This window comes from Mycolicibacterium confluentis (genome assembly GCF_010729895.1).
GTDB lineage: Bacteria > Actinomycetota > Actinomycetes > Mycobacteriales > Mycobacteriaceae > Mycobacterium > Mycobacterium confluentis.
The window spans coordinates 4016592-4041781 of record NZ_AP022612.1; the positions used below are offsets into that span (position 1 = coordinate 4016592).

Annotated in this window: 25 protein-coding genes; 9 read left to right on the top strand and 16 right to left on the bottom strand. The window is 67.8% G+C overall.

All coding sequences use genetic code 11. The features are described from left to right. The first annotated feature begins 87 nt into the window (after positions 1–87). Entirely contained in the window at positions 88–1353 is a 1266-nt protein-coding gene (locus tag G6N34_RS18960; RefSeq protein WP_109788311.1) for a cytochrome P450, read from the top strand. Here the strand turns inward: G6N34_RS18960 and G6N34_RS18965 are convergent. After that, entirely contained in the window at positions 1319–1969 is a 651-nt protein-coding gene (locus tag G6N34_RS18965; protein WP_085149645.1) for a TetR/AcrR family transcriptional regulator, read from the bottom strand. The two genes, G6N34_RS18960 and G6N34_RS18965, sit on opposite strands and share 35 nt — an antisense overlap. A 90-nt stretch (positions 1970–2059) precedes the next feature. Between G6N34_RS18965 and G6N34_RS18970 the strand changes: the two genes are divergently transcribed. Then, positions 2060–3655 (top strand): MFS transporter, encoded by a 1596-nt coding sequence (locus G6N34_RS18970; protein WP_085149648.1) that lies wholly within the window; start codon positions 2060–2062, stop codon positions 3653–3655. On the opposite strand, the gene mftG is transcribed toward G6N34_RS18970, so the two are convergent. The 7 genes from mftG to mftA form a co-directional block, all read right to left on the bottom strand. After that, the gene (mftG, locus tag G6N34_RS18975) at positions 3639–5102 is read right to left on the bottom strand and encodes a mycofactocin dehydrogenase MftG (protein WP_085150095.1); all 1464 of its coding nucleotides are present in this window, start codon (positions 5100–5102) and stop codon (positions 3639–3641) included. The two genes, G6N34_RS18970 and mftG, sit on opposite strands and share 17 nt — an antisense overlap. Before the next feature lie 5 nt (positions 5103–5107). Next, positions 5108–6520: a mycofactocin biosynthesis glycosyltransferase MftF gene (gene mftF / locus G6N34_RS18980; protein WP_085149651.1), complete on the bottom strand. Its 1413-nt coding sequence runs from the start codon at positions 6518–6520 to the stop codon at positions 5108–5110. Beyond that, positions 6517–7290, bottom strand: coding sequence for a mycofactocin biosynthesis peptidyl-dipeptidase MftE (mftE, locus tag G6N34_RS18985; RefSeq protein ID WP_085149654.1), 774 nt, complete (start codon positions 7288–7290; stop codon positions 6517–6519). Before mftE ends, mftF begins: the two co-directional genes overlap by 4 nt. A gap of 113 nt (positions 7291–7403) precedes the next feature. Beyond that, on the bottom strand, positions 7404–8588 hold the full coding sequence (mftD, locus tag G6N34_RS18990; RefSeq protein ID WP_085149657.1) for a pre-mycofactocin synthase MftD: 1185 nt from the start codon (positions 8586–8588) through the stop codon (positions 7404–7406). Positions 8589–8592: 4 nt separating this feature from the next. After that, on the bottom strand, positions 8593–9783 hold the full coding sequence (gene mftC, locus G6N34_RS18995) for a mycofactocin radical SAM maturase (RefSeq protein ID WP_085149660.1): 1191 nt from the start codon (positions 9781–9783) through the stop codon (positions 8593–8595). Further along, the gene (gene mftB / locus G6N34_RS19000) at positions 9780–10112 is read right to left on the bottom strand and encodes a mycofactocin biosynthesis chaperone MftB (RefSeq protein ID WP_085149663.1); all 333 of its coding nucleotides are present in this window, start codon (positions 10110–10112) and stop codon (positions 9780–9782) included. Before mftB ends, mftC begins: the two co-directional genes overlap by 4 nt. Position 10113: 1 nt before the next feature. Then, positions 10114–10209, bottom strand: a complete 96-nt coding sequence (mftA, locus tag G6N34_RS19005) for a mycofactocin precursor MftA (RefSeq protein ID WP_109788312.1) — start codon at positions 10207–10209, stop codon at positions 10114–10116. Positions 10210–10313: 104 nt separating this feature from the next. Between mftA and mftR the strand changes: the two genes are divergently transcribed. Beyond that, positions 10314–10907, top strand: coding sequence for a mycofactocin system transcriptional regulator MftR (gene mftR, locus G6N34_RS19010; protein ID WP_085149668.1), 594 nt, complete (start codon positions 10314–10316; stop codon positions 10905–10907). A 68-nt stretch (positions 10908–10975) separates the two neighbouring features. On the opposite strand, the gene G6N34_RS19015 is transcribed toward mftR, so the two are convergent. Further along, positions 10976–11860 carry a type IV toxin-antitoxin system AbiEi family antitoxin gene (locus G6N34_RS19015; protein ID WP_085149671.1) on the bottom strand — a complete coding sequence of 295 codons (885 nt, stop codon included), beginning with the start codon at positions 11858–11860 and terminating at the stop codon, positions 10976–10978. Between the two features lie 183 nt (positions 11861–12043). Here G6N34_RS19015 and G6N34_RS19020 point away from each other — a divergent pair, with 183 nt between their 5' ends. After that, positions 12044–12574 (top strand): RNA polymerase sigma factor, encoded by a 531-nt coding sequence (locus G6N34_RS19020; protein ID WP_085149674.1) that lies wholly within the window; start codon positions 12044–12046, stop codon positions 12572–12574. After that, positions 12571–13860: a VOC family protein gene (locus tag G6N34_RS19025; protein ID WP_085149677.1), complete on the top strand. Its 1290-nt coding sequence runs from the start codon at positions 12571–12573 to the stop codon at positions 13858–13860. Before G6N34_RS19020 ends, G6N34_RS19025 begins: the two co-directional genes overlap by 4 nt. Positions 13861–13938: 78 nt before the next feature. Here G6N34_RS19025 and G6N34_RS19030 read toward each other — a convergent pair whose 3' ends face one another. Together G6N34_RS19030 and G6N34_RS19035 are read right to left on the bottom strand one after the other, a co-directional pair. Continuing rightward, positions 13939–15120, bottom strand: a complete 1182-nt coding sequence (locus G6N34_RS19030) for an NAD(P)/FAD-dependent oxidoreductase (protein ID WP_085149679.1) — start codon at positions 15118–15120, stop codon at positions 13939–13941. Positions 15121–15172: 52 nt separating this feature from the next. Beyond that, positions 15173–15625, bottom strand: coding sequence for an Rv2324 family transcriptional regulator (locus G6N34_RS19035; RefSeq protein WP_085149682.1), 453 nt, complete (start codon positions 15623–15625; stop codon positions 15173–15175). A 124-nt stretch (positions 15626–15749) separates the two neighbouring features. Between G6N34_RS19035 and ddaH the strand changes: the two genes are divergently transcribed. Genes ddaH through G6N34_RS19055 form a run of 4 tightly spaced genes read left to right on the top strand, consistent with a single transcriptional unit; the run spans position 15750 to position 20263 of the window. Continuing rightward, complete coding sequence (gene ddaH / locus G6N34_RS19040) at positions 15750–16610, top strand: dimethylargininase (RefSeq protein ID WP_085149685.1); 861 nt, start codon at positions 15750–15752, stop codon at positions 16608–16610. Beyond that, the gene (gene rocD / locus G6N34_RS19045; protein ID WP_407663238.1) at positions 16607–17884 is read left to right on the top strand and encodes an ornithine--oxo-acid transaminase; all 1278 of its coding nucleotides are present in this window, start codon (positions 16607–16609) and stop codon (positions 17882–17884) included. The genes ddaH and rocD overlap by 4 nt, the downstream gene beginning before the upstream one ends. A 19-nt stretch (positions 17885–17903) precedes the next feature. Next, on the top strand, positions 17904–19385 hold the full coding sequence (locus G6N34_RS19050) for an amino acid permease (protein ID WP_085149691.1): 1482 nt from the start codon (positions 17904–17906) through the stop codon (positions 19383–19385). Beyond that, complete coding sequence (locus tag G6N34_RS19055) at positions 19382–20263, top strand: universal stress protein (protein ID WP_085149694.1); 882 nt, start codon at positions 19382–19384, stop codon at positions 20261–20263. Before G6N34_RS19050 ends, G6N34_RS19055 begins: the two co-directional genes overlap by 4 nt. 3 nt (positions 20264–20266) lie before the next feature. Here the strand turns inward: G6N34_RS19055 and G6N34_RS19060 are convergent, their stop codons facing one another. From G6N34_RS19060 to G6N34_RS19080, 5 genes are all read right to left on the bottom strand, one after another. Then, positions 20267–21115, bottom strand: coding sequence for a mycofactocin-coupled SDR family oxidoreductase (locus G6N34_RS19060; protein WP_085149697.1), 849 nt, complete (start codon positions 21113–21115; stop codon positions 20267–20269). A gap of 71 nt (positions 21116–21186) precedes the next feature. Beyond that, positions 21187–22431 carry an arginine deiminase gene (locus G6N34_RS19065; RefSeq protein WP_085149699.1) on the bottom strand — a complete coding sequence of 415 codons (1245 nt, stop codon included), beginning with the start codon at positions 22429–22431 and terminating at the stop codon, positions 21187–21189. 12 nt (positions 22432–22443) lie between these two features. Beyond that, positions 22444–23901 carry a basic amino acid/polyamine antiporter gene (locus tag G6N34_RS19070; protein ID WP_085149701.1) on the bottom strand — a complete coding sequence of 486 codons (1458 nt, stop codon included), beginning with the start codon at positions 23899–23901 and terminating at the stop codon, positions 22444–22446. After that, a complete protein-coding gene (locus tag G6N34_RS19075) occupies positions 23898–24113 on the bottom strand; it encodes a hypothetical protein (protein ID WP_085149703.1) in 216 nt (71 codons plus the stop codon). The genes G6N34_RS19070 and G6N34_RS19075 overlap by 4 nt, the downstream gene beginning before the upstream one ends. A gap of 113 nt (positions 24114–24226) precedes the next feature. Continuing rightward, a complete protein-coding gene (locus G6N34_RS19080; protein WP_085149705.1) occupies positions 24227–25066 on the bottom strand; it encodes an SHOCT domain-containing protein in 840 nt (279 codons plus the stop codon). Between the last annotated feature and the right edge of the window lie 124 nt (positions 25067–25190).

The window sequence follows — 25190 nt, forward strand, 5'->3', positions numbered from 1 at the left end:
AAAGCCTTCCCCGGCCGACAGCCATGGCCGAGACTATTACTGACACCTGTCAGATTTCTGACGGGACGGATCGCGAGGAGTTCGACCTTGAGCACGCCGACGACAGCCCGCCAAGCCAGTGAACAGGGACGGGCACTGGCGGACCCCACCGCCTACGCCGACAACGACCGCCTGCACGCCGCGTTGACCTGGCTTCGCGCCAACGAGCCGGTCACCTGGGTGGACAACCCGCCATACCGCCCGTTCTGGGGTGTCACCAAGCACACCGACATCATGGACATCGAGCGCGACAACGAACTCTGGATCAGCGAACCGCGCCCGCTTCTGCTGCCGGCCGAAGCCGAGGACGTGATCAAGCGGGATCAGGAGGCCGGCATCGGCCTGCGCACGCTGATCCACATGGATGACCCGCACCATCGCGACATCCGCAAGATCGGCGCCGACTGGTTCCGCCCCAAGGCGATGCGCGACCTCAAAGTCCGCGTCGATGAGTTGGCCAAGCGCTACGTCGACCGGATGGCCGAGATCGGACCCGAGTGCGACTTCGTCACCGAGATCGCGATCAACTTCCCGCTGTATGTGATCCTGTCGCTGCTCGGTCTGCCCGAGGAGGACTTCCCGCGCATGCTCAAGCTGACGCAGGAGATGTTCGGCGGCGAGGACGCCGAACATAAGCGGGGTGAGGGCACCACCGAAGACCTGATGGCGGTGCTGCTGGACTTCTTCAACTACTTCTCGGCCCTGACCGCATCACGGCGCGCGAACCCGACCGACGACCTGGCGTCGGCCATCGCCAACGGCACCATCAACGGCGAACTGATGTCCGACATGGACACCTTGTCCTATTACGTCATCGTCGCAAGCGCCGGCCACGACACCACCAAGGACGCCATCTCGGGCGGGATGTGCGCGCTCGTCGAGAACCAGGATCAGCTCGCCCGCCTCAAGAACGATATGAGCCTGATGCCGCTGGCGGTCGAGGAGATGATCCGCTGGTCGACGCCGGTCAAGGAGTTCATGCGAACCGCGACGGCCGACACCGAGGTCCGCGGCGTGCCGATCGCCAAGGGTGAGGCCGTGTACCTCTCCTACGTCTCGGCCAACCGCGACGAGGAGATCTTCGAGAATCCGTTCGCGTTCGACGTCGGGCGCGATCCCAACAAGCACCTGTCCTTCGGCTACGGCGTGCACTTCTGCCTGGGCGCGGCCCTGGCCCGCATGGAGATGAACAGCCTGTTCACCGAACTCGTGCCGCGACTGGAGTCCATCGAACTCACGGGTGAGCCCGAGTACTCCCAGACGATCTTCGTCGGTGGGCTCAAACACCTTCCGATTCGGTACTCGCTGCGCTGATCTCGGCGGAGGGCTTTTTGCCGTACACGTGCAGGAAACCCTCAACCGAAGCCCGCACGGTCTCCCGGTAGTCGGCATCGACCAGGGTGCTCAGCTTCGCGGTCACCAGCGGTCCGAGCAGCAGCATCATGGCCGTCGCACGGTCGAACTCGACAAGTTCGGCAGCCGCCTGCGGGCTGTCGAAGATCGCATCAAACGGGGCGGCGTACTGCTGGGCGATCCGTTCGCGCAGCGTGCGCACCTCGGGACTGTCGCCGGCCTCGGGCATCTGATCCAGGTCACGCCCGAGCGCCAGCCAGTTCATCGCCGTCAGCAGTGCGGGCGCCTCGGCGATGTGCTCGGCCCATGCCTCCATCAGGCCGATCAGCCGATCCCGCAACGTGCCGTCCTCGGGAGGCATCGGCGCGGGCGGAATCAGGCTCTGGAAGGCCGCGGCCAACAGGTCGGTACCGCTGGGGAAATGCCGGTACAGCGTCGCCCTGGCCACATTGGCCCCGCGCAGCACCGCGTCGACGGTGACCGCGTTGGGGCCGCCCGTCCGCAGCAGCGTCGTAGCCGCCTCGAGGAGGCGCGCGCGCGAACGCGCGGGCCGCGGGTCGGTGCGCCCTTCAGTCATGACTCCCCTCCCTGACCCCATCGGGGACGACTGCCGCGCACGAGACTGTTAGTCTCGAAAGTATCCAGCATGCCGAGGGAAGGCGTTGCCATGGGAGTGGTCACCTCCACTCAGCCCGATCAGGATACCGAGGCGCGGCCGGCAGCCATGTCCACGCGGGCCCGGGTGTGGACGGTGATTCTGGCCTGCTTCGGATTGTCGCTGGTGATGTCGTCCATGGTGGCGCTCAACACCGCCCTCGGCGACATCGCCGTCGAGACGGGCGCCAGCCAGACCCAGCTGACGTGGATCGTCGACAGTTACACCCTGGTGCTGGCCTGTCTGCTTCTGCCCGCCGGAGCCCTCGGCGACCGGTTCGGCCGCCGCGGGGCGCTGATCGTGGGTCTCGTGGTCTTCTCGCTCGCGTCGGTGGCCCCACTGATCTGGATGACGGCAGACACCCTGATCATGGCGCGGGCCGCCGCCGGCGTCGGCGCGGCCTTCGTCATGCCCGCCACGCTGTCGCTCATCACGACCGCCTATCCGCGCGACGAACGGGCGAAAGCGGTGGGGATCTGGGCGGGCGTCTCCGGCGCGGGCGGCATGATCGGCATGCTCGGTTCGGGAGTGCTGCTGCGCTACTGGGAGTGGCCGTCGATCTTCTGGGCCTTCGCACTCTGCGCGGCTGCCCTCGTGCCCCTCACGCTCACGATGCCGAACTCCCGCGACGACGATCCGAAACCGCTGGACTGGATCGGTTCGATGTTGATCGGTGCGGCCGTGGCCGCATTCGTCCTCGGCATCCTCGAGGCGCCGATCCGCGGATGGAGTGATCCGGTGGTGTATGGCTGCCTCGTGGCGGGCGCGCTGCTGGCCGGCCTCTTCGCCCTCGTCGAACTGCGCCGGCGCCATCCCCTCCTCGATGTCCGACTGTTCGCCGACACTCAGTTCGCGACGGGCGCGGCCTCGGTGACCGTGTTGTTCCTGGCGCTGTTCGGGTTCTTCTTCGTGATCATCCAGCACGTCCAGCTCATCATGGGATACAGCGCCCTGATGACGGCCTTTGCGATCTCGCCGCTCTCCGTACCGATGCTGGCGCTGTCCGCGACGTCGTTCTGGTTCGTGCCGAAGCTGGGGCTGCGCCTCGTCGTCTTCCTCGGGCTGATGCTCATCTCAGTGGGCTACCTGATGCTGCGCATCCTCGAAACCGACTCCCCCTATTGGCATCTGGCCGTACCGATGCTCGTGCTCAGCTGCGGCATCGGCCTGTGCGTGGCGCCGACCACGTCGGCCATCATGACCTCGGTGCCCGACGCAAAGCAGGGCGTTGCCTCGGCGGTCAACGATGCGACCCGCGAGATCGGCGCGGCCCTGGGCATCGCACTGGCCGGTTCCATGCTCGCGTCGCAGTACACCAGATCCGTTGCGCCGGAGTTGAACACCTTCCCTGAACAGATTCAGGAGGCAGCAGGACGGTCCCTGGGCGAGGCGATGGGCGCCGCCGAGCGCCTCGGACCGCAGGGCCAGGTGCTGCTGGATCTGAGCCGGGCGGCGTTCGTCGACGGCGTCCACGCGTCACTGACGGCACTGGCGATCCTCATCGCGGTGACCGCCGTGCTCATCGGACTGTGGGCACCGGGACGCGACGGGCGGCAGTTGGCGTTCGTTCGAAGGTTCCGGGCGCGCAGGCTCACGCGCCAGGACTGACAAACCCTGCCGCCCGGTGGGCCAGCATCACCGTGGTGGCGTGCGGGCCGCGACTGAGCGCCGACGGCAGGACGGAACCGTCGATCACCCACAACCCCTCGACTCCGCGCACCCGACACTGCTCGTCGAGCACGGCGCGCGGATCGTCGGCGCGACCCATCGGCGCACTGCCACCCAGGTGCTGCGAGGTGGACCAGGAATGCTCACCGACTTCGGCTGCCGTGCCGATGATTTCGCGGACCACCTCGGTGCCGTATTCGAGCCGCTTGATGTCGTCCGCGACCCGGTCGTAGCGGTGTTCGATCTCAGGTGGCGTCGTGGGGTCCGCGGACACCAGGGCCACGCTCGCATACGACTGGGGCTTCATCAGCGCCACGCCGAGATGCGGCCAGTCCGGGTGGTCGGCCCCGACGCCACCGACCATCGCCACGAAACCACCTGTGTAGGGCCGGATCTCGAGATCATCGGCGATGCTGAGGACCACCTCTAGCACTGGGCGGCCGGGTTCCACCGACCAGTTCGTGGGCAGCACCCACTCGGGGTGGTCGACGCAGTGCATCCCGACCGGAAGCGGTTGCACCACGGGCACCCCCGCACGGCGCAGCGCCGGCTCCGGTCCGATGCCCGAGAGCATCAGCAGATGCGCGGTACCGATGGCGCCACTGCTCAACACAATCCGGTCGGCCGTCAGCGTCGTCACGCCGTCGGGGCCCTCTGGGCCGTGGGGCCTGGTGACGTCCACGCCCACCGCGCGTCCCCGGTGGAACCGGATCCGCAGAACACGGGCGCGGGTGAGCACCGACAGGTTCGGCCGCCTCATCGCGGGCACCAGGAATGCCGCACCCGGACCCATTCGCCTGCCCTCGACGATGTTCAGGGGTACGCGTCCCACCCCTGAGGGCAGTGCTCCGCTCTCGACGCCGTTGAGGTCCGGCAGCCACGCGACCCCGGCACGCTCGCAGGCTTCGAGGAAAAGTGCTGTGGCCCCGACGTATTCGGAGGTCCGCTGGACGTGGATGGGCCCGCTGTCGCCGTGCAGTGGTCCGTCGAAGTCCAGATCGGTCTCGACGGCGCGGTAGTGCGCGAGCACCGTGGGCCAGTCCCACCCGGGCAGGTCCCACGCGGCGATGTCGGCGGGCACCGCGCGGCAGAAGTAGCCGCCGTTCACGGCCCCCGACCCACCGACGGTGCGACCGCGCACCAAGTGGGCGGTCCGGGGCGGATCCTGCGTCAGCACCGACGCGTAGCGGGTCACCAGTTCGCTGTCCGAACCGATGGGCAGCAGCGTGCCGCTGTCGGTGAGCGCCTGCACTCCAGGTTCGGCGGGTCCGGGGCCGGTCTCCACCACGGTCACGGAGCACTGTGGATCTGACGAAAGTCGCTCCGCGAGCACCGATCCGGCGCTTCCCGCACCGACGATCAGAACATCGCTGTGTGCGGAGGCTATGGCCTTCACGCCTTGATCTGCGGCTTGAGCGGTGTCACGGTGCGCTCCTGCACCGCACCACACCACAGTCCCGCGCCATAGGCCAGGTCGTCGAGTCGCTTCATCAGCACATACGACACCAGGCCCAGGGGCCTGGTGTCGTCGCTGACGTGCTGGCGCCGGTTCAGCCAGTCGACGGCACCGTCGATGATCGCGGCGGCCAGCACGGCCCGACGGCACCGCTGCGACACCACCGCGAGGACCAGCGACACCGGCCAGTAGTGCCTGCAGACCGCCGCGGCCAACTGCATGGCTGCGGCCCCCAGTCCACTGGCCGCCACGTAGGCCACGTCGCGGGGGTTGGTCTCGGGTCCGCGCAGCCCGCGAGAGATGCGGCGACCCGTGACCGCCGCGGCGCCCAGCGAGGCCAGCACACCCACGCGCGATCCCAGCCCGAGCAGCACCCAGGCCAGCAGCATCCACCCCGAGATCACCATCGGGGCGGTCTTGTCCGGGTGCCTGCTGGACAGCGGGGCAGCGGAACCTCCGTAGAATGCCTTGCGCACCAACCAATCTCGGACGTCGGTGCGGTGATCGTGGGCGACTTGGGCGATGGGTTCGTAGCGCAGTCTGGCCCCCGACTCCACCAGGCGCCAGCACAGGTCGACATCCTCGCCCGACAGCAGGGCCTCGTCGAAGCCGCCGAGATCGAGCACCGCGGCGCGCCGGCAGATGATCGCGGCACTGGGGACATAGGACACCGTCCCGTACGGCAGCACGGGCGCCTCCCGGTGCCCGAGGTCCAGTGACGACCGGACCGCCTCGTAGCGGGCCACCAGGTTCTCCTCGGCGTTCAGGCCGACGATGCGCGGCGCCACCAACGCCACGGTCGGGTCGCAGAAATGGCCGAGCAGTGCTTCGAGCCACCCCCGCCGGGGGACCACATCGGAGTCCAGGAACGCCACGAAGTCCGTCGAGCAGGCCAGCAGCCCCGTGTTGCGGGCCGCCGCGGGTCCGCGGTTTGCGGGGTGCCGAAGCACCGAGACGTCGCAGTGCGCGCCCGCGACGTCGGCCGTGCTGATCGGTGTCGCCGAGCCGTCGTCGACCACGACGACCCGCAGCCCGCGCAGCGCCCCGAGCAGCCGGGTGAGTCCGGTTATGTTGTCCCGCACCGGAATGACGACCGTCACGTCGCGGTGCGAGGGACCGGTGGCCGGGCGGGGATGGGCCACGGTCGCGTCGAGCAGGGTCCGGGCCAACTGGGCGCTGACGGCGTCCCGCACCTCGAGGCGGCCGCCGTCGAGCATGTCCTGCGCCGCGGGCGCCAGCCTCAGCAGTCGGGTCGGCGTGCCGCCGAGCAGGGCCGAGCCCTCCCCGAGCACCCGCACCCGGCGGTCGACCTGCACCGCGAATCCGTTGGGCAGTCGGGGCGGGGTCATATCAGCATCCCGTCGTCCCGCGGGGTCCACCGGCGCAGCCGCTGCGCACAGTCGGCGACCATCTCGGCGAAGAGTCGCCTGCCCTCTTCCGCGGTTGCTGTGGTCGGGTCCCCCAAGATTCCCACCTCACTCACTGCGGCCACTCCCCCACGGCGCATGCTGGGCATCAGGTCTACCAGCGGTGCGCAGTTGCCCGGGCGGGAATGCTCGAATCTCACCTCGGACGGCGAAATATGTAGTAATACAGACGTTTCTGTGTGCCCCGCGTGCGCGTCGCCACCGCGGACCGTGCATGACGACCAGGCGGCGTCGCGACCCTCTGACCTGAGCAGACGCACCGCAGCACGCAGCGCCTCGACATTGCCGCCGTGCCCGTTGACGAACACCAGCCGGCCAGCCCAGTGCGTGGCGGACCGGCCGAACTCGACCAGAACGTGACGCAGCGCCTCGGTGCCGATCGAGACGGTGCCTGCGAAGCCCTCATGTTCGCCACTGGCGCCGTAGGGCACGGCGGGCGCCAGAAGGTACCGGGGGCCCGCGTCGGCGTCGTCCAGGCCGTCCTGAGCCGCCGTCTCTGCCACCACCCGGGTGGCCGCGGTCGCCACGGCCGTGGCGATGCGGGTGTCGGTGTCCAGCGGCAGGTGCGGTCCGTGCTGCTCGGTCGAGCCCACCGGAATCACCACGACTGGTGAGGCAGCGATGAGGTCCCTCGACGTCGAGGGCCCCAGCTCCGAAGGCGAGACCACTCGCCGATGGTAGGCCCAATTCATCTGCCGTGCCCCAATTGTTCGCCGTCGAGGACGATCAGCTCACAATCTCGCGAACGACACGCCCGGGCAGGGTTCACCTCCGCCACGTCTGCCACGTCAGTAACAGGGCGGCGTCAGGCGCGGGGAACTCCCAGCGCCCGGGTGAACCCCTCGGGGATCAGGATGTCGTCGGGGGTCAGGTCATGGATCGACGAGCGACCCAGTCCCATGAGCGCCGAGTCGATGCCGCCGTGCAGGATGTCCAGGACGTTCTCGACGCCGGCCTGACCCTCGGCGGCCAGGCCCCACAGGTAGGCGCGGCCGATCATGACCGCACGCGCACCGAGTGCGACGGCCTTGACCACGTCGCTGCCCCGGCGGATGCCGCCGTCGAGCAGGACCTCGACCTGATCGCCTACGGCCTCGGCCACGGCGGGCAGGCAACGGATCGCCGCGGGGGTGCCGTCGAGGTTGTTGCCACCGTGATTGGAGACCGAGATGGCCGAAACACCGGCGTCCACAGCACGTTTGGCGTCGTCGACGCGCACGATGCCCTTGAGCATGAACGGTCCACCCCACTGCTCGCGCAGCCAGGCGATGTCCTCCCAGGTCGGCGGCGGGGTACCCATCCACTCGCCGTAGGCCTGGAAGAACGGCGGCCCGGGTTCACCCTTGGCGGCCTGGTTCGGCACCCGCAGGTTGGGCGGGGCCAGATGTTTGCCGAACGCCCACAGCCAGCGCGGCTTGGTGATGGCCTCGGGCGACATCTTGATCATCGTCTTGAGGTTCATCGCCTCGGGGATCTTGGGGCTGCCCCAGTCGCGCCCGTGCGAGAAGCTCCAGTCGGTGGTGACGATCAGGCCGACGGCCCCGGCCTCCTTGGCGCGCTGTGCCCGGGCCAGGATGGCGTCGCGGCTGCCGAGCCAGTAGATCTGGAAGAAGATCTTGCCGTTGACGGCGACGACGTCCTCGATCGGCTTGCTGGCGAAGGAGGAGAGCCCCATCGCCGTGCCGCGCGCCGCGGCGGCCCGCGCGACGGCGACCTCACCGTCGGGGTCGACGGCCTGCACGCCGGTCGGCGAGATGATGACGGGCAGTGAAATCTCCTGCCCCATCACGGTTGTCGCCATATCGCGCTTCTCGGGCGCGCCCACCACGTGCGGTGCGAATCCGAGTTCACCGAAGGACTCGACGTTGTCGGTGACCGTCAGGCCCTTCTCGCTGGCGGAGATCAGCGAGGAGTAGACGGACTTGGGCAGCCGTTTCTTCGCCCGTTGCTGGGCGATGGCGACGGTTTCGAACCAGGTATCGCGTGCCATGAGATCAGAGGGGACTTTCGTTGCAGAATTTCTTGGGCGGGACAGTGAGCAGGGTCAGCGGGATGGGACCCGCCGGCGTCTTCCGGTTCCCGGTGCGGGAATGGTCGACGCTGGATTTGGGCACGGTGCGGTCGGCCGACAGCGCCGATTCGCCGTAACCCTGGACGCATTCCGGATCAGGTCCGTCCATGGGCAGGCCCGTGAAGAACTTGGCGGCCATGCAGCCGCCGCGGCATGCGTCGAAGTGGCCGCAGCTTGAGCAGGCTCCCGCCGACTGCGGTTCGCGCAGTTCGCGGAACAGCGGCGCATGCTTCCAGACGGTGTCAAAACCTCCGTCGGACACCACATTTCCGGCCAGGAACCGGTCGTGGATGGCGAACGGGCACGCGTAGACGTCGCCCACCGGGTCGATCAGGCACACCACTCGGCCCGCACCGCACAGGTTCAGGCCCGCCAGGGCGCCGGGCTCACCGAGGCCGGACAGGTGGAAGAACGAGTCGCCGGTCAGGACGCGATCGCCGCGCGCGACCAGCCAGTCGTAGAGCTGCACCTGCTGCGCGGGGGTGGGGTGCAGTTCATCCCAGACGTCGGCGCCGCGGCCCGAGGGGCGCAGGCGAGTGATACGCAGCGTGGCGCCGTACCGGTCGGCGAGCGCCTTGAAGTCGTCGAGCTGGTCGACGTTGTGGCGGGTGACCACGACGGAGATCTTGGCGTCGGAAAAGCCTGCCGCGGAGAGGTTCTCGAGCGCGCGGACGGCCATCGCGAACGAGCCGGGGCCGCGAACCGCGTCGTTGACCTCGGCGTTGGCGCCGTCGAGGGAGATCTGGACGTCGACGTAGTCGCTGGCTGCGAGCTTGGCCGCCACCTCGGGCGTGATGCGCACGCCGTTGGTGGAGAACTTGACCCCGACGTGGTGCTCGGTGGCGTAGTCGACGAGTTCCCAGAAGTCCGACCGGACCGTGGGCTCACCGCCGCCGATGTTGACGTAGAACACCTGCATGCGTTCGAGCTCGTCGATGATGTCCTTGCACTGTTGCGTGGACAGCTCGCGGGGGTCTCGCTTGCCCGACGAGGACAGGCAGTGCACACAGGCGAGGTTGCAGGCGTAGGTCAACTCCCACGTCAAGCAGATCGGTGCATCCAGACCGCGTTCGAACTGGTCGACGAGTCTGGGCACGGGCGCGACTGACGTCACCGGTCCTCCGAAGTCTTGGGTTGGGGTTCAAGCATTTTCGATTCGGCCAGTACCGCAAGGGCGTGCAGGTACGGCTGTTGGGCCGAGTCGTCGATGCCGACGGCGCGGCAGGCGCTGCGCACGTCGGGATGAGTGTCCAGGGACTGGACCAGTTCGAGCACCGTGCGGTTCTTCAGGAACGACAGCTTGCGGGTGCCGAAGTGGTAGAGCAGCGCGCCGAAGGGTTCCGGGCGCACCGCGACCTGGGGATGAAGCCGCCAGCCGCGATCAGCATCGAACCGACTGGCGCGGTCGATGCCGTCAGCGATCGCGGCCGGCGAGTTCGTCATGTCAGTAGACGCCGCACATGCCGTCGATGGAGACCTCTTCGACCAGGCTCTCCGTGACGAGGGCCTCGCCGGCGACGACCTGCTGATCCTGTTCCATGGTGTTCACCTTTCGTTGTGTGAGACTCGACACCTCGGGTCTGTGCGGAACACAATATGGCATCGGGTGCCTAAACGCTAGAGATGGGTCGAAGGAGGGTGGACATGCGCGACGATCAACCCGACGCGCCACGCGTCGGACGGCGGCGTTCCACCACCCGCGATCACATCGCGGAGGTCGCGATCGAGCTGTTCAGCGCGCACGGCTTCGACGCCGTCAGCGTCGACGACGTCGCGCAGGCCGCGGGCATCGCCCGACGCACCCTGTTCCGCTACTACGCGTCCAAGAGCGCGATCCTGTGGGGGGATTTCGACACCCACCTGCGGCAGTTCCGCGATCTGCTCGCCGACATCGACGACTCGGAACCCCTGGGGGCGGCGCTGCGCTCGGCACTGTTGGCGTTCAACACCTTCGACGCGGCTGAGGAGGTGCACCACCGCGAGCGGATGCGCGTGATCCTGGAAACCGATGAGCTGCAGGCATATTCGATGACCATGTACGCGGGCTGGCGGGAGGTCATCGCCGACTTCGTGGCGGCCCGCACTGACGCCAAGACCACCGATCTGGTGCCTGAGACCGTGGCCTGGACCATGCTCGGGGTCGCGCTGTCGGCCTATGGGCAGTGGCTGGCCGACGAATCGGTCTCCCTGCTCGACGCACTCGGTGCGGCCTTCGACGTGGTGGCCACCGGGATCTGAGAGCCCTTCCCCGCGAGCGTGCATGTCTGCGCCCGACACGCCGCGTCAGCACCGTGTTCTGCGCACGCTCACGCCGCCGCAGCCGCCAATGCGGCGGCGATGCGGTGCACCATCACGTCCGGGGTCCGCCGCACATCGACGTCGACGACGGACAACAGCGTCCACTTCATCTCCTCCAGCGCGGCCCGTTTGCGGCGATCACGGCGGAACGCCTCGGGGTTGCTGTGCCACGCGAAACCGTCGTACTCAACCGCCACCTTCTGCTCGGGCCAGGCGAAGTCCAGGCGCCACAGGTTCCCGTGAAGGTCGACGACCTCGTACTGGAGAACGGGGGCGGGCAGCCCTCTGTCATGCATGACGAGGCGGGATTCGCTCTCCATGGCGGACTCGGCCAGGGGTGAGGCCAGCTCCAACAGTTTGCGCACTCTGACGATCCGACGCCGGCCCGCCTGCAGTTTCGCGGCACGCAACAGATCGGCACGGCCGCATGTGCTGCTGCGCAGCGCAGCGTCCAGTGTGGCCAGCGCCCGCGGACGGCGCAGTGATCGCGCGACCTCGATCGCTGTCCATGCCGGCGCGGTGGCGGGTCTGCCGTCGACCGTCGCCAGCGGCGCCCCCTCACGCCGATGCACCACGAGCCCGTCGCTGGAGCGCAGCTGATGGCCCCGCGGGGTGAGCACGTGCAGATCCCGATTGTCCTCGGTGTCGAAACCGTATGCGGCAGCGGCGGTCCCGAGACAGATCGCGACGGGTTCACCTGCGCGCAGATCCAGGCCGGCCAGCCGAAGGTGGTTGTCGATCTCGCCGCGCGCATACACTCCCGTCCACACCGGCACGAACAGTCCGGAGGCCACACCCGACTCGAACCGGGCTCTGCCGACCACAGCCCTCAGCTGACCTGTGTGGGCGACACCACCCTGCGATGCGAACAGTCGATCAAGCGCCTCATCCATGCCAGGAGAGTGCGGGCGCGACGTCGATCGTCGTATTCACCCGGATCCGGCCTGTGGACAACTCCGCGAGCGTGCGCAGAACACGGCCCGAGCGCGGCGTGTCCGGCGGAGACATGCACGCTCGCGAAGAAAAAGTCCGAGAAAGGGCGTCGGAGTTTCGGTCCCCGCGGCGACGATGAGGGTGTGAGCGCCGAATCGGATCGACCGGACGCTCCGCACGCACTGTTGGCGCTGTACGACGAGGCCCTGCCGGTGATCTACGGCTACTTCGTCCGGCGCTGCGGTGACCGCGGAACGTGCGAAGACCTGACGTCGGAGACCTTCCTGGCGGCGATGGACGCCGCCCGCAGGAAGGATCCGCCGCCGATCGGCCTGCCGTGGCTGCTCGGTGTGGCGCGACACAAGTTGGCCGACCACTACCGGCGCGGGATGGACCGGTTCACCACCCCGGTGGCCGAACCGCCCGAACCACCGGGTGACGACCACTGGGACGCCGAACTGGACCGCATCGTCGCCGAGAGCGTGCTGGCCCGGTTGTCCGAGCCGCACCGCGCCGTCCTGGCCCTGCGATATCTGGACGACCGCTCGGTGCCCGAGTGCGCCGATGCGCTCGGACGCACCGTGCACGCCACCGAAGCCCTGCTGGTCCGCGCGAGGCGGGCCTTCAGAGCCCAATACCCGGAAGCCCAATACCCGGAAGGAGGAACGTCATGAGCCCGTTCGACCACGACCCATTGAGCGTGCTGCACGGCGGCGACCTTCCGGTGTCCCCCGACCCGGAGTTCGCCGCGCGCCTGCGCCGGCGACTCGAGTCGGCCCTGTCACTGCCCACTGGAACGGAAGGAGTCATCATGAGCGGCACCACATCTGCGCTCGAGGACCTCACCACCGGAACCACCGCAACCACCGGCGAGCGCCCGCGACCCGCGGCCCTGCCCTACCTGACGGTCGGCGACGCGCGCGCGGCCCTGCGCTGGTATGTCGACGCCCTGGGCGCCCGCGTCACCGGCGACCCCGTGGTGATGGCCGACGGCCGCATCGGGCATGCCGAACTGGCCCTGGCCGGCGGCGTGCTCTACCTGGCCGACGAGTACCCCGAGATCGGCCTGCGCGCACCAACCCCGGGTGCGGTGTCGGTGAGCCTGATGCTCGACGTCGACGACACCGACGCCGCACTGGCGCGCGCCCGCGAGCACGGTGCGCACGTCGAACGAGAGCCGTACGAGAACTACGGTTCGCGCAGCGCCAGCATCGTGGACCCGTTCGGTCATCGCTGGATGCTGACCGGCCCGTTGACCGGCGCCGCCACACCCATCCAGCACGGCGACGTCGGCTATGTGTCGGTGTGGACGCCGGACGCGGCGCGCGCCGCGGCGTTCTACGGTCACGTGCTCGGCTGGACCTATGACCCGACCACCCGTCAGGTCACCAACACCGAAGCACCGATCGGGATCTTCGAGGTGGACGGACCCAGCACGCTGTTCTGCTGCTACGCCGTCACCGATCTCGACGGCGCCCGCGAGTCGATCAGGGCGGGGGGCGGCACACCGGGCACGGTGCGGGAGTACGACTTCGGCACGGTGCTCGACGCCACCGACCCGCAGGGCACCCCGTTCGCGGTGTTCACCCCCACCCGCGGTACACCGCGCCCGGCGCTGAACGGCACTGGGCCCGGCGAGCTTTCGTACATCACCTACGAGGTCGCCGATTCAGCGGCGTTCCGATCGTTCTACTCCCGGGTGCTGTTCTGGTCGTACCAACCAGGCCGCATCGACGACGGCTGGCAGATCGACGGCACCCAGCCCATGGCCGGTGTCGCGGGCGGCAGCGCGCAGGTCACGACGGTGCCCATGTGGACCGTCGCCGACATCGACGACGCCGTCACGAGAGTGCGGGAGGCCGGGGGCTCAATTCTGCAGGAGCCGACGCCGCAGCCCTACGGTCGGATGGCCGAGTGCACCGACGACCAGGGCGCACGGTTTTACCTCGGCGAGTTCTGAAAGAACTTGCCCGCGAGCGTGCGCAGATCACGGGCTGAGCACGGCGTGTCGGCCGGCGACATGCACGCTCGCGGCGGGTCAGCCCAGGACGTCGGAGATCGGTGCGCCCGCGGCGATCTTGGCCCGCACCTTCATGACCTTGCCGGGCATGCCGCCGCCGACCACGCCGGCCACCACGCCGTCGCGCTCGTAGTAGGCGAGGAACTTTCGGCCGTCATCCTCAACAATGTGCACGATGTCGTCGGCCTCGGGTTCGCCCAGGCACTGGATCTTGACGTCGTACTGATCGCTCCAGAAGTAGGGCACGACGACGGCCTCGGGCGGTTCCTTGCCCAGCAGCACGGGCACCAGAACGCGGGCCTGCTCGGCGACATTGCTCCAATGCTCCACGCGGGCTTGGTGTCCCGTGGCGTCCTTCCAGGAGGCCACGTCACCGAGTGCCCACACGTGCGGCGTGCTGGTACGTCCGACGTTGTCGCACACGATGCCGTTGTCGATCTCGATGCCGCTGCCGTCCAGCCAGTCGGTGGCGGGCCGCGAGCCGATGCCGACCACCACGAGGTCGGCCTCGACCTCGGTGCCGTCCGACAGCGTCACCTGCTGCACCGCGTTCTCGCCGGCCACGCCGGAGACGCCGACGCCGGTGCGCACGTCCACGCCCTCGGCGCGGTGCAGGCGGGTCACCAGCGCACCGATCTGGGTGCCGAGCACCGAAGCCAGCGGTTCGGGCTGGGGCTCGACCAGCACGACCTCGACGCCCCGCTTGCGCAGGCTGGCCGCGACCTCGCAGCCGATGAAGCCAGCGCCGATGATCACCGCGCGGCGGGCCGTCGCGGCCTGGGTGCGCAGCTTCTGGCTCTCGTCGTAGTTGCGCAGGACGTGAATACCCTCGAGATCCGGGAACGACGGGATCCGCTTGGGCACCAGACCCGTGGTCACGATGAGCTCGTCGTACTCGACGGTGCTGCCGTCGGCCAGCGTCACGGTCTTGGCGGCGGTGTCGACGCCCGTGGCCGCCGAGCCCAGTCGCAGCGTGATGTTGTTCTCGTCGTAGAACTCGCGCGGCTTGAGCGTGACCTCGGCGAGGTCGTGATCGTCTTTGTGCAGCACATCCTTGGACAGCGGCGGGCGGTCATAGGGCAGATGAACCTCGTCACTGACGATGACGATGTCCCCTGCGAACTCCGCGCGACGCAACTGCTCTGCCGTCCGGGATGCGGCCAAACCGCCGCCGACGATAACGATCTTCTCGGTGCTCACGAGGACTGTTCTTACACGATTGTCTTGATCTTGGGACTGCCACCCCGGGCTGTCACTGTGACCAGCGGGCCCTGTCGATGATGTTCGACAGCACCACGATGCTCTCGCTGCGTTCGATGTCGGCGCTGGAGCGGATGCGTTCCAGCGCGGTCTCCAGGTGGCGCATATCGCGCGCCAGCACATGCAGGATCGCATCCGAGGTCCCGGTCACGGTCGCGGCGCTGACCACCTCCGGGATGTCGACCCAGGCGCGGCGCAACTCGTCGGGCGCGATGGTGCCGTGGCAGTAGACCTGCACATAGGCCTCGGTGGTCCAGCCGAGCGCATTGCGGTCGATCACCGTGGTGAAGCCGCGGATCACGCCCGCGTCGAGCATGCGGTCCACCCGACGTTTGACGGCCGGTGCCGACAGGTTGACCCGCTCACCGATCTCGGCGTAGGTGGCCCGGGCGTGCTCGGCGAGTTCGGTCAGGATCTGCTCGTCGGTTTCGTCCAAACGGTCCACAGACATCCATTCCCTCCTCATGCGCAACAGATCGCCTCCAGGCGCCCATTTGCACAACAGATCGTACGCCTACGCGCAATATTCGTTGATTGATTGCATCATCGGCCCTCAATACCATCGATTCATGACGATTTCCGACGCCTTCCCCGCCGCGATCGCCACCCACTCCGAGCCGACGACTGTCCGCACCGCGCGGGTGCGGCGGTACGCCATGACACCGCCCACCCATTTCGCGGTGGAGTACGCCATCAACCCCTGGATGGACACCAGCACCCCGGTGGACACCGACCTCGCACTCGCGCAGTGGAACTGCCTGCGGCAGATCTATCTCGATCTCGGGCACTCGGTGGAGCTCGTCGACCCCGCACCTGGACTTCCCGACATGGTCTATGCCGCCAATGGCGGGTTGATCGTCAATGACCGAGCGGTGGTGGCCCGCTTCAAGTTCCACCAGCGAGCGGACGAGGCACGCGCCTACGCCGACTGGATGACGGCCCGCGGATACCCGCCGATCACCACCCAGCACACCAACGAGGGCCAGGGCGATCTGCTGGTGGTCGGCGCGACCATCCTGGCGGGCACCGGTTTTCGCACCGACGAGGCCGCCCACGCCGAGATCGCGGCGGCGGTCGGTCTGCCGGTGGTCACCCTCGAACTCACCGATCCGCGGTTCTACCACCTCGACACCGCGCTGGCGGTGCTCGACGACACCACGATCGCCTACTACCCGCCGGCGTTCACGACCGCATCCCGTGCCCGCCTGCTCGCGCTGTTCCCGACCGCGATCGAAGTCGCCACCGCCGACGCCTATGTGCTGGGCCTCAACGCGGTCTCCGACGGTCGCCATGTCGTCCATCCCGCCGCCGCCACCGGGTTCGCGGCGCAGCTTCGCGCCGCGGGCTTCGTCCCCATCGGAGCAGATCTCTCAGAGCTGCTCAAAGGTGGCGGATCCGTGAAATGCTGCACTCTGGAGGTGTATCCGTGACCATCCTGGATGACGTGACGGAGACGGCGGGCACTGAGCCCAGCGCCGCCACCCGCGCCGCGATCGAGGTGGAGGCGCGCCACACCGCGCACAACTACTCCCCGCTGCCCGTCGTGGCGGCCTCGGCCGAGGGCGCCTGGATCACCGACGTCGACGGCCGCCGACACCTGGACTGTCTGGCCGCGTATTCCGCGGTGAACTTCGGGCACCGCCATCCGCGGATCACCGCCGCCGCACGCGCCCAACTCGACGCCGTGACGCTGGTGAGCCGCGCGTTCCACTCCGATCGCCTGGGCCCGTTCTGCGCGGCGTTGGCCGAACTGTGCGGCAAGGAGATGGTGCTGCCGATGAACAGCGGCGCCGAGGCCGTCGAGACCGGCATCAAGGTGGCCCGCAAATGGGGTGTCGACGTCAAGGGCGTGGCCGCGGATGCGGCCAACATCGTCGTCGCGCACAACAACTTCCACGGTCGGACCATCAGCATCGTGAGCTTCTCCTCCGATCCGCTCGCGCGCGGCGGGTTCGGGCCGTTCACCCCGGGGTTCCGGGCCGTACCGTTCGGGGACGCCGACGCGGTCGCGGCCGCAGTAGACGACAACACCGTCGCGGTGCTGCTCGAACCCATCCAGGGTGAGGCCGGGATCATCGTGCCGCCGGCCGACTTCCTGCCCCGGGTGCGCGAGATCTGCACGCGGCGCAATGTCCTGCTGATCGCCGACGAGATCCAGTCCGGCCTGGCTCGCACCGGGCGCACATTCGCGTGCGACCACTGGGATGTGGTGCCCGACGTGTACCTGCTGGGCAAGGCCCTCGGCGGCGGTGTGGTGCCCGTGTCGGCGGTGGTGGCCGACGCCGACGTCCTGGGTGTCCTGCATCCGGGCGAGCATGGGTCGACCTTCGGCGGCAACCCCTTGGCCGCGGCGATCGGCACCACGGTGGTCTCGATGCTGGCGACCGGCGAATTCCAGGCCCGCTCGGAAGAACTCGGCACCCGTCTGCACACCCGCCTGCGGGCGCTGCTCGGGCACGGTGTGCGCGAAGTGCGGGGCCTTGGCCTGTGGGCGGGCGTCGACGTCGACCCCGCGCTGGGCAGCGGCAAGCAGATCAGCCTCGCGCTTGCCGCACGCCGGGTGCTGGTCAAGGACACCCACGGTTCCACGCTGCGGTTCGCCCCTCCCCTGGTGATCACCGCCGACGAGATCGACTGGGCAACCGAACAGTTCGCGGCCGTGTTGGCCGATGCCGCAGTACGACAACCGAATCGAGCAGTGTAGGCGCACACCAGGAGGCACCATGACGTCACCGCCGGCGACCCTCGCGCAACAGATGCTGCGGCGCAGACCCGTCGTCGGCGCGCCCGTCGCGCACGGTGCCTCCGACCATCTGAAACGCAGCATCGGCACATTCCAGCTGATGATGTTCGGCGTCGGGGCGACGGTCGGCACCGGAATCTTCATCGTGCTGCAGGAGGCCGTCCCCAAGGCCGGACCCGCGGTGCTTGTGTCCTTCGTGCTCGCCGGTGTGGCGGCCGGCCTGTCGGCGCTCTGCTACGCGGAGATGGCGTCGGCGGTGCCGGTCTCGGGGTCGACCTACTCCTACGCCTACACCACCATGGGCGAAGTCGTCGCGATGGGCGTCGCGGCCTGCCTCCTGCTCGAATACGGCGTGTCGACATCGGCCACCTCGGTCGGGTGGAGCGGTTACCTCAACGAACTGCTCAACAACGTGTTCGGGTTTCGAATCCCGCATGCGTTGACCGCGGCCCCATTCGGCGAGGATCCGGGACTGGTCAACCTGCCGGCCATGATCCTGATCCTGATGTGTGCGCTGTTGCTGATCCGCGGGGCCAGCGAGTCGGCCGCGGTCAACACAGTCATGGTGCTCATCAAGCTCGGGGTGTTGGCGCTGTTTGTGGCCATCGCGTTCACGGCGTTCACCACCGACCACTTCGAGGGCTTCTGGGACAAGGGCTTCGAGGGCATCACCATGGGTGCGGCCACCATCTTCTTCACGTTCATCGGCCTGGACGCGGTGTCCACCGCGGGTGACGAGGTCAAGAATCCGCAGAAGACCATGCCGATTGCGATCATCGGCGCACTCTTCGTGGTCACCACCGTCTATCTGCTGGTGGCCTTCGCCGGTCTGGGTACACAGGACGCCGACGACTTCGGTTCCGCCGAACAGTCCGAGGCCGGGCTGTCGGTGATCCTGCGCAACATCCTGGGCGGGCAGACCTGGGCCAGCAACATCCTGGCGCTGGGCGCGGTGATCTCGATCTTCTCCGTGACCCTGGTGGTGATGTACGGGCAGACCCGCATCCTGTTCGCGATGGGCCGCGATGGACTGCTGCCGTCCCGGTTCGCGCGGGTCAACCCCCGAACCATGACGCCGGTGTCCAACACCGTCATCGTGGGGACGGTCACCGGCCTGCTGGCGGGGTTCGTTCCGCTGGACTACCTCTGGGATCTGGTGTCGATCGGCACACTGGTCGCGTTCATCGTCGTCTCGATCGGCGTGATCATCCTGCGAAGGCGCGAACCCGACCTTCCGCGCGGGTTCCGGGTCCCCGGTTACCCGGTGACACCCGTGCTGTCGGTGGCCGCGTGCCTTTTCGTGCTGTACGGCCTGCCGCGGATCACCTGGCTGTGGTTCTCGTTGTGGGTTGGTGCGGTGCTGATCTTCTACCTGGTGTGGGGCCGCCGTCACAGCGCCCTGGTCGACGGTGGCGACGGCGTCATCGCCACCGCGGCGCCCGGCGCGGAGGACGCGAAGTGACCGTTCTGGTCGGCTATCTCGCTGGCAAATGCGGGCACGCTCCACTGAACCTCGCCGTCGAGGCCGCGCGAACGCTGCACACCGACCTGGTGGTGGCGGCCGTGGTGCCCAAGCCGTGGACCACACCGTCGCCCGCGCGGATCGACGCCGAATTCGCCACCTACGCACAGCAGTTGGGCACCGACTCCGAACGCGAGGCCCGCGCCCACCTGGCCACCATCGCCGAGGGCATCACGATCAGCCACCTGTCGGTGCCCAGCCGCACCGCCGGTGACGGACTTCTCGAGGCTGCCGAACGCACCGATCCCGACGTCATGGTCGTCGGGTCGTCGTCCAGCGGCGCGCACGGCCAGGTGGTGTTGGGTTCCACGACGGACTGGCTACTGCACGCCTCGCCGGTTCCCGTGGCGATCAGCCCGCGCGGTTACCGCGGGTCGCGCGCGGGCCGGTTGCGGCGCATCACGTGCGCCTACTCCGGCACCACCGAGTCCATCCGGGTGGTTGAGCGGGTCGCGGAGTTGACGGCGAATCTCGACGTCGCGATGCGCGTGGTCAGTTTCGCCATCCGAGGGCGCACGATGTTCCCGCCCGAGGTCGGGCTGCACGCCGAGGACTCACTGCTGGACACCTGGGCCGCGCGACTGCGGGAGCTGACCGCAAAACTCAAGTCCGACAACGTCGTCGGCGATGACGTCGAACTGCAGGTGGTCACCGGCAACGGCTGGGATCAGGCGCTGGACGCCACCGAGTGGGACGACGGTGACCTGTTGACGCTGGGCACCAGCTCGCGGCGCAGCTTCAAGGGTGTCTTCCTGGGGTCACACGGCGCCAAGATCATCCGGCACAGTCCGGTGCCAGTGCTGGTGCTGCCGGCCTGAGCCTCAGTGCTTCATCACGCCGCGGTCCACGGCGATCTGTGACCCGGAGATGGACATCGACGTGTCACCAGCCAGCCAGGCCACCACGTCGGCGACCTCCTCGGGCGACATGAACTCCTGCAGACCCAACTTGGGGTCGCGCGCAACGGGTTTGAACGGCATAGGCGCGAAGCTGTGCAGGAACTGGGGGTACTTGCCGAAGATCTCGCCCATGGCCTCCGGCTCGATCATGGGCGTGTCGATCGAGTACGGGTGGATCGAGTTGACCCGGATGCCGAACTCGCCGGCCTCGATGGCCAGCGCATTGGTCAGCGCCACCAGGCCGTGCTTCGACGCCGCATAGTGCGCGTTGCCCGGGGTGGCCTTGAGCCCCGCCGAGGAGCTGACGACGATGATCGACCCGCCGTTGCCCGCCTCGATCATCGCGGGCAGTGCGGCCCGGAGGGTGCGCCACGTCCCGTTGAGGTTGACGTCGATCACGGTGTCCCACTGCTCTTCGGACATCTCCCAGATCCGGCCCCAGCTGAGGATGCCCGCATTGGCGACGATGATGTCGAGGCGGCCGAACTGTTCGACGCCGTCGGCGACCACCTGCTGCTGCGCGGCGAGGTCGCGGATGTCCACCTCGCGCGCCAGCACCTTGCGGCCCGCGGCCTCGACGAGACGGACGGTCTCGGCGAGGTCCTCCGAGGTCGGCATCGGGTAGGTGACGGTGTCGGACACCGGTCCGCAGATGTCGATGGCGATGATGTCGGCACCTTCGGCGGCCAGCCGGACGGCGTGCGCCCGACCCTGACCCCGGGCGGCGCCGGTCACCAAAGCCACGCGTCCCAGCAGCGGTTCCGTGGGCATTCCGGAGGTCCTTTCCTCGACGACTTGCGAGCCCAGGCTAGCAGCCGAACTAGAACGTGTTCCAGGTTCGCTCAGGACAGCGGATCACGGATGATCGGGCAGGTCATGCAGTGCCCGCCGCCGCGACCGCGGCCCAGTTCGGCGCCCACGATCGTGATCACCTCGATGCCGGCCTTGCGCAGCAGCGAGTTGGTGTGGATGTTGCGGTCATAGGCGAAGACCACGCCAGGTTCGACAGCCACCAGGTTGTTGCCGCTGTCCCACTGCTGACGCTCGGAGTCGTACTTGGTGCCACCGGTCTCCACGACGCGCAGTTCCGCCAGATCCAGGGCCGCGGCCACGACCTCCACGAACGGCTTGTTCTCCTCGATGACCGCGACACCTGGTTCGGCGTCGTCGGGCACCAGCGTGAACGGCGCGATGTTGTCGACGATCTGGGGGTACACCGTCACCACGTCCCGGTCGGCGAAGGTGAACACCGTGTCCAGGTGCATCGCTGCACGAAGTTTCGGCATGCCTGCCACGATCACCTTGTCGGCGACGTTGTTCGCGAACAGTTCGGCGGCCACCTGCGTGATGGCCTGGCGCGACGTGCGCTCGCTCATCCCGATGAGCACCACCCCGTTGCCCGGGATCAGGACGTCGCCGCCCTCGAAAGTCGCCAGCCCCCAGTTCTTCTCGGGGTCACCCCACCACACCGAGGAGCCGACGAAGTCCGGGTGGAACTCGTAGATGGCCTTCATCAGCAGGGTTTCGTCGTGCCGCGCGGGCCAGAACAGCGGGTTCAGGGTCAGGCCGCCGTAGATCCAGCAGGTGGTGTCGCGGGTGTAAAGCGTGTTGGGCAGGGGCGGCATGAGGTATTCGGTGACCCCGGTGTCCTCGCGGGCCAGTGCGCGGTATCCCCGGCCCAGGTCGGGCGGCAGGTCCCTCGTGGACATCCCGCCGATCAGGAACTCGGTGAGGCGCCGTGGCACCAGTTCGTCGAGGAACGCACGGGTCTCGTCGACCAGACCCAACCCCACCTCATTGGGCACGATCTTGCGGTCCAGCAGCCAGTCCCTGGCCTCGGGGATCTCCATGGTCTCCGTCAGCAGGTCGTGCAGTTCGATGACCTCGACGTCGCGGTCGCGCATCTTGTCCATGAAGTCGAAGTGGTCGCGTCTGGCGTTCTGCACCCAGAGCACGTCGTCGAACAGCAGGTCGTCGCAGTTCGTCGGGGTGAGCCGCTCATGCGCCAATCCCGGTGAGCACACCAGAACCCTGCGCAACTTGCCGACTTCGGAGTGGACACCATAGGTGTCGGACGGTCTGCTCATAAGTCGTCCTCTCTAGATCTGGATGGAACCGGACACCAGGCCGTACACCCCGCCGATCGCGCCGGCGACGATCACCAGGAACAGCAGCAGTTCGGCCGGACGGAACACCCGCAGCCCACGCTGCCTCCGCGCCATCCAATACAGCAGCGCACCAGGCGCATAGAGGATGCAGGACAGCAACAGGTGGTCCCAGCCTGCCGCATACACCAGGAACAGGGTGTAGAACGTCGCGATCGCGGCGATGATCATGTCCGGAACCAGTGCGCGCCGGTCCTCGTAGGTCTCACGGGTGATGGTCAGCTTCAAGGCATATCCGGCGGCCAGCAGATATGGGATCAGCGCCAGCGCCGCGGTCAGGTCCAGCATGAAATCCAGTGCGTTGTCGGAGAACAGCAGCAGGATCAGCAGCAGTTGCACCAGACCGCCCGCCATCATCAGCGCGTTCACCGGTGCGCCGTTGGCGTTCTCGCGCGCCAGGAAGCGCGGCATATCATCGGATTTGGCTGGGATGTAGAGGATCTCGGCGGCCATCAGTGTCCAGGCCAGATACGCGCCCAGCACCGACAGGATCACACCGAGTCGGATCAGCACCGACCCCCACGGGCCGACGACGGACTCCAGCACCGAGGCCATCGACGGTTGCGACGTCTCGGCCAACTCCGACTGCGACATCACGCCGTAAGACGACATTGTCACCAGCATGAACACCGACAGCACGGCCAGGAAGCCGATCACCGTGGCACGTCCCACGTCGGAGCGCTTGCGGGCGAACCGGGAGTACACGCTGGCACCCTCGATGCCCAGGAACACGAACACCGTGATCAGCATGGTGCCCTTGGCCTGTTCGAAGAGCGAGGCCCACGAGTAGCTTCCGTCGCCACCCCAGAAGTTGCCGGTGAACACGTCGGCCTTGAATCCGATGCCCACGAGCAGGATGAACATGATGATCGGGACGATCTTGGCCCAGGTCGCGATCCGGTTGATGACCGCGGCCTCCTTGACACCGCGCAGGATCAGATAGAAGAACAGCCACACCCCGATCGAGGAGATCACCACCGCGATGACGGTCGATCCGTCACCCAGGGCCGGAAAAAGCGCCGGGAACAGCGAACCCAGCGTGGCCATGATGAGCACCCAGTAGGACGTGTTGCCCGCACACGCCGAGGCCCAGAATCCGAACGCCGAGTTGAATCCCACGTAATCGCCGAAACCCGCCTTGGCATAGGCGAAGATGCCGGCGTCCAGGTCGGGCTTGCGGGTGGCCAACCGCTGGAAGACGAAGGCCAGCATCAGCATTCCGGCGCCCGCGATGGTCCACGCGATCAGGGCACCGGCCACCCCGGCCTCGATCGCGAAGCGACGGGGCAGCAGGAAGACCCCGGATCCGATCATCGATCCAATGACCATGGCGGTCAGGGTCGGGAGGCTGACCTTGTTGGCCGTGTCCTGAGCCTCGGTGGTGCTCATCATGCCCCTTCTGAATCTGGAACAGGCTGCGCGGCAATGATTCTGAATCCCGTGACACTGAGTGCCGGGCTGAAGATGTTGAAGGGCGCGAACGGCAGATACGCCACCGTCGAGACCCCCAGCACCGCGCTCATGAACGCGCCACCGCGCAGTGAAATCAGGGCGTCGAGCAGCGACGGGGACTTGAGCGACCGCACATCCTGCGCGCCTGACACGTCGATCCCCCCGCCCCCACGCCGAAAACCCGGCCGTGGCGGACGTTATCAGGATCGAGGAGCCGACACGCCTTATTTACCATTAGGTCAGTTGAATAGTTGGTGGGAGCCGTTCACAGTTCGGCGAGGATCTGCTGGCGTTTCGCGGTGTACTCAGCGTCGGAGATCGCGCCCGTGGCGCGCAGGGTCTCAAGCTGTTGCAGTCGCTCGGCGGTCGACGGCGGCGGGGGCGCCAGCACCGGCGGGGCACCCAACGGCGCTCCCGCGGGCGCGGGGTCCGGGGTGGACTGCTGGGGCGCGACCGCACCGCGCACGACGGCCATCACCTGCCGGCGCACGGCCGGAGTGGAGCGGATGTCGATGGTGGAGGACATCGGAACTCCGTTGTCCTTGAGGATCTTCATGATCTCCATCAGCGGACCGGCCTGCCCGGACAGGTCATAGGTGCGGCCGTCCTCGTCGAGCGTGAACTGCGCGGGCACCACACCGCTGACCAAAGCGCTTCGGTTCCAGTCGATCTGGAGATTCTGCGTGCCGGGTTCGACCAGGACCGCGAGGTGGCGCGAGGTCAGCATCGGCAGCCGATCGATGGACCCGATCACCCTGTCCTCGGCGGTGAAGGGTGCAATACCGGGCGCCTCGACCTGCAGGGTCAGCTTCACCAGCGGTCGATCGTTGATGCGCGTACCGGTTTCGGTCATGCCGACGATGCGCGCGAGCGCCAGGGTGCCGTGCTGTTCCAGCAGGCTCGCCTTGGCCGCGGCATTGGCGCCGTAGTTGGCCAGCCACAGGGCGGCCAGCACATCGAGGGCCGTGACCACCAGACCGGTCCAGAACATCCATTTCAGCAGGGGGTCGGCACCCAGGGCGAAGTACATCGCCAAAAAGATCGGGCCCACAAGACCACCGCAGAGAAGCACCATGCCCTGAGCCTTGAGATAGCGCACCAGCATTCGCGGACATCCTTCCCCCGATGGATCCTCGCGCAAGACTAATGCAGGTGCGAATACAGAAGTCCCCCATTTCCCGTGGGAAATGGGGGACTTCCGTCAGATCAGATTCGCCGAGGCGAAATCA

Coding starts and splice junctions, on each gene's coding strand:
- mftF (WP_085149651.1), bottom strand. CDS start 6,520: ATGACCCCGCCCCGACTGCCCAACGGATTCGCGGTGCAGGTCGACCGC.
- G6N34_RS19080 (WP_085149705.1), bottom strand. CDS start 25,066: ATGCTGGTGCGCTATCTCAAGGCTCAGGGCATGGTGCTTCTCTGCGGT.
- G6N34_RS18970 (WP_085149648.1), top strand. CDS start 2,060: ATGGGAGTGGTCACCTCCACTCAGCCCGATCAGGATACCGAGGCGCGG.
- ddaH (WP_085149685.1), top strand. CDS start 15,750: ATGACGATTTCCGACGCCTTCCCCGCCGCGATCGCCACCCACTCCGAG.
- G6N34_RS19065 (WP_085149699.1), bottom strand. CDS start 22,431: ATGAGCAGACCGTCCGACACCTATGGTGTCCACTCCGAAGTCGGCAAG.
- G6N34_RS19070 (WP_085149701.1), bottom strand. CDS start 23,901: ATGATGAGCACCACCGAGGCTCAGGACACGGCCAACAAGGTCAGCCTC.
- G6N34_RS19050 (WP_085149691.1), top strand. CDS start 17,904: ATGACGTCACCGCCGGCGACCCTCGCGCAACAGATGCTGCGGCGCAGA.
- G6N34_RS19025 (WP_085149677.1), top strand. CDS start 12,571: ATGAGCCCGTTCGACCACGACCCATTGAGCGTGCTGCACGGCGGCGAC.
- mftB (WP_085149663.1), bottom strand. CDS start 10,112: ATGACGAACTCGCCGGCCGCGATCGCTGACGGCATCGACCGCGCCAGT.
- mftR (WP_085149668.1), top strand. CDS start 10,314: ATGCGCGACGATCAACCCGACGCGCCACGCGTCGGACGGCGGCGTTCC.
- G6N34_RS19015 (WP_085149671.1), bottom strand. CDS start 11,860: ATGGATGAGGCGCTTGATCGACTGTTCGCATCGCAGGGTGGTGTCGCC.
- mftA (WP_109788312.1), bottom strand. CDS start 10,209: ATGGAACAGGATCAGCAGGTCGTCGCCGGCGAGGCCCTCGTCACGGAG.
- mftD (WP_085149657.1), bottom strand. CDS start 8,588: ATGGCACGCGATACCTGGTTCGAAACCGTCGCCATCGCCCAGCAACGG.
- G6N34_RS19060 (WP_085149697.1), bottom strand. CDS start 21,115: ATGCCCACGGAACCGCTGCTGGGACGCGTGGCTTTGGTGACCGGCGCC.
- G6N34_RS18965 (WP_085149645.1), bottom strand. CDS start 1,969: ATGACTGAAGGGCGCACCGACCCGCGGCCCGCGCGTTCGCGCGCGCGC.
- mftE (WP_085149654.1), bottom strand. CDS start 7,290: ATGAATTGGGCCTACCATCGGCGAGTGGTCTCGCCTTCGGAGCTGGGG.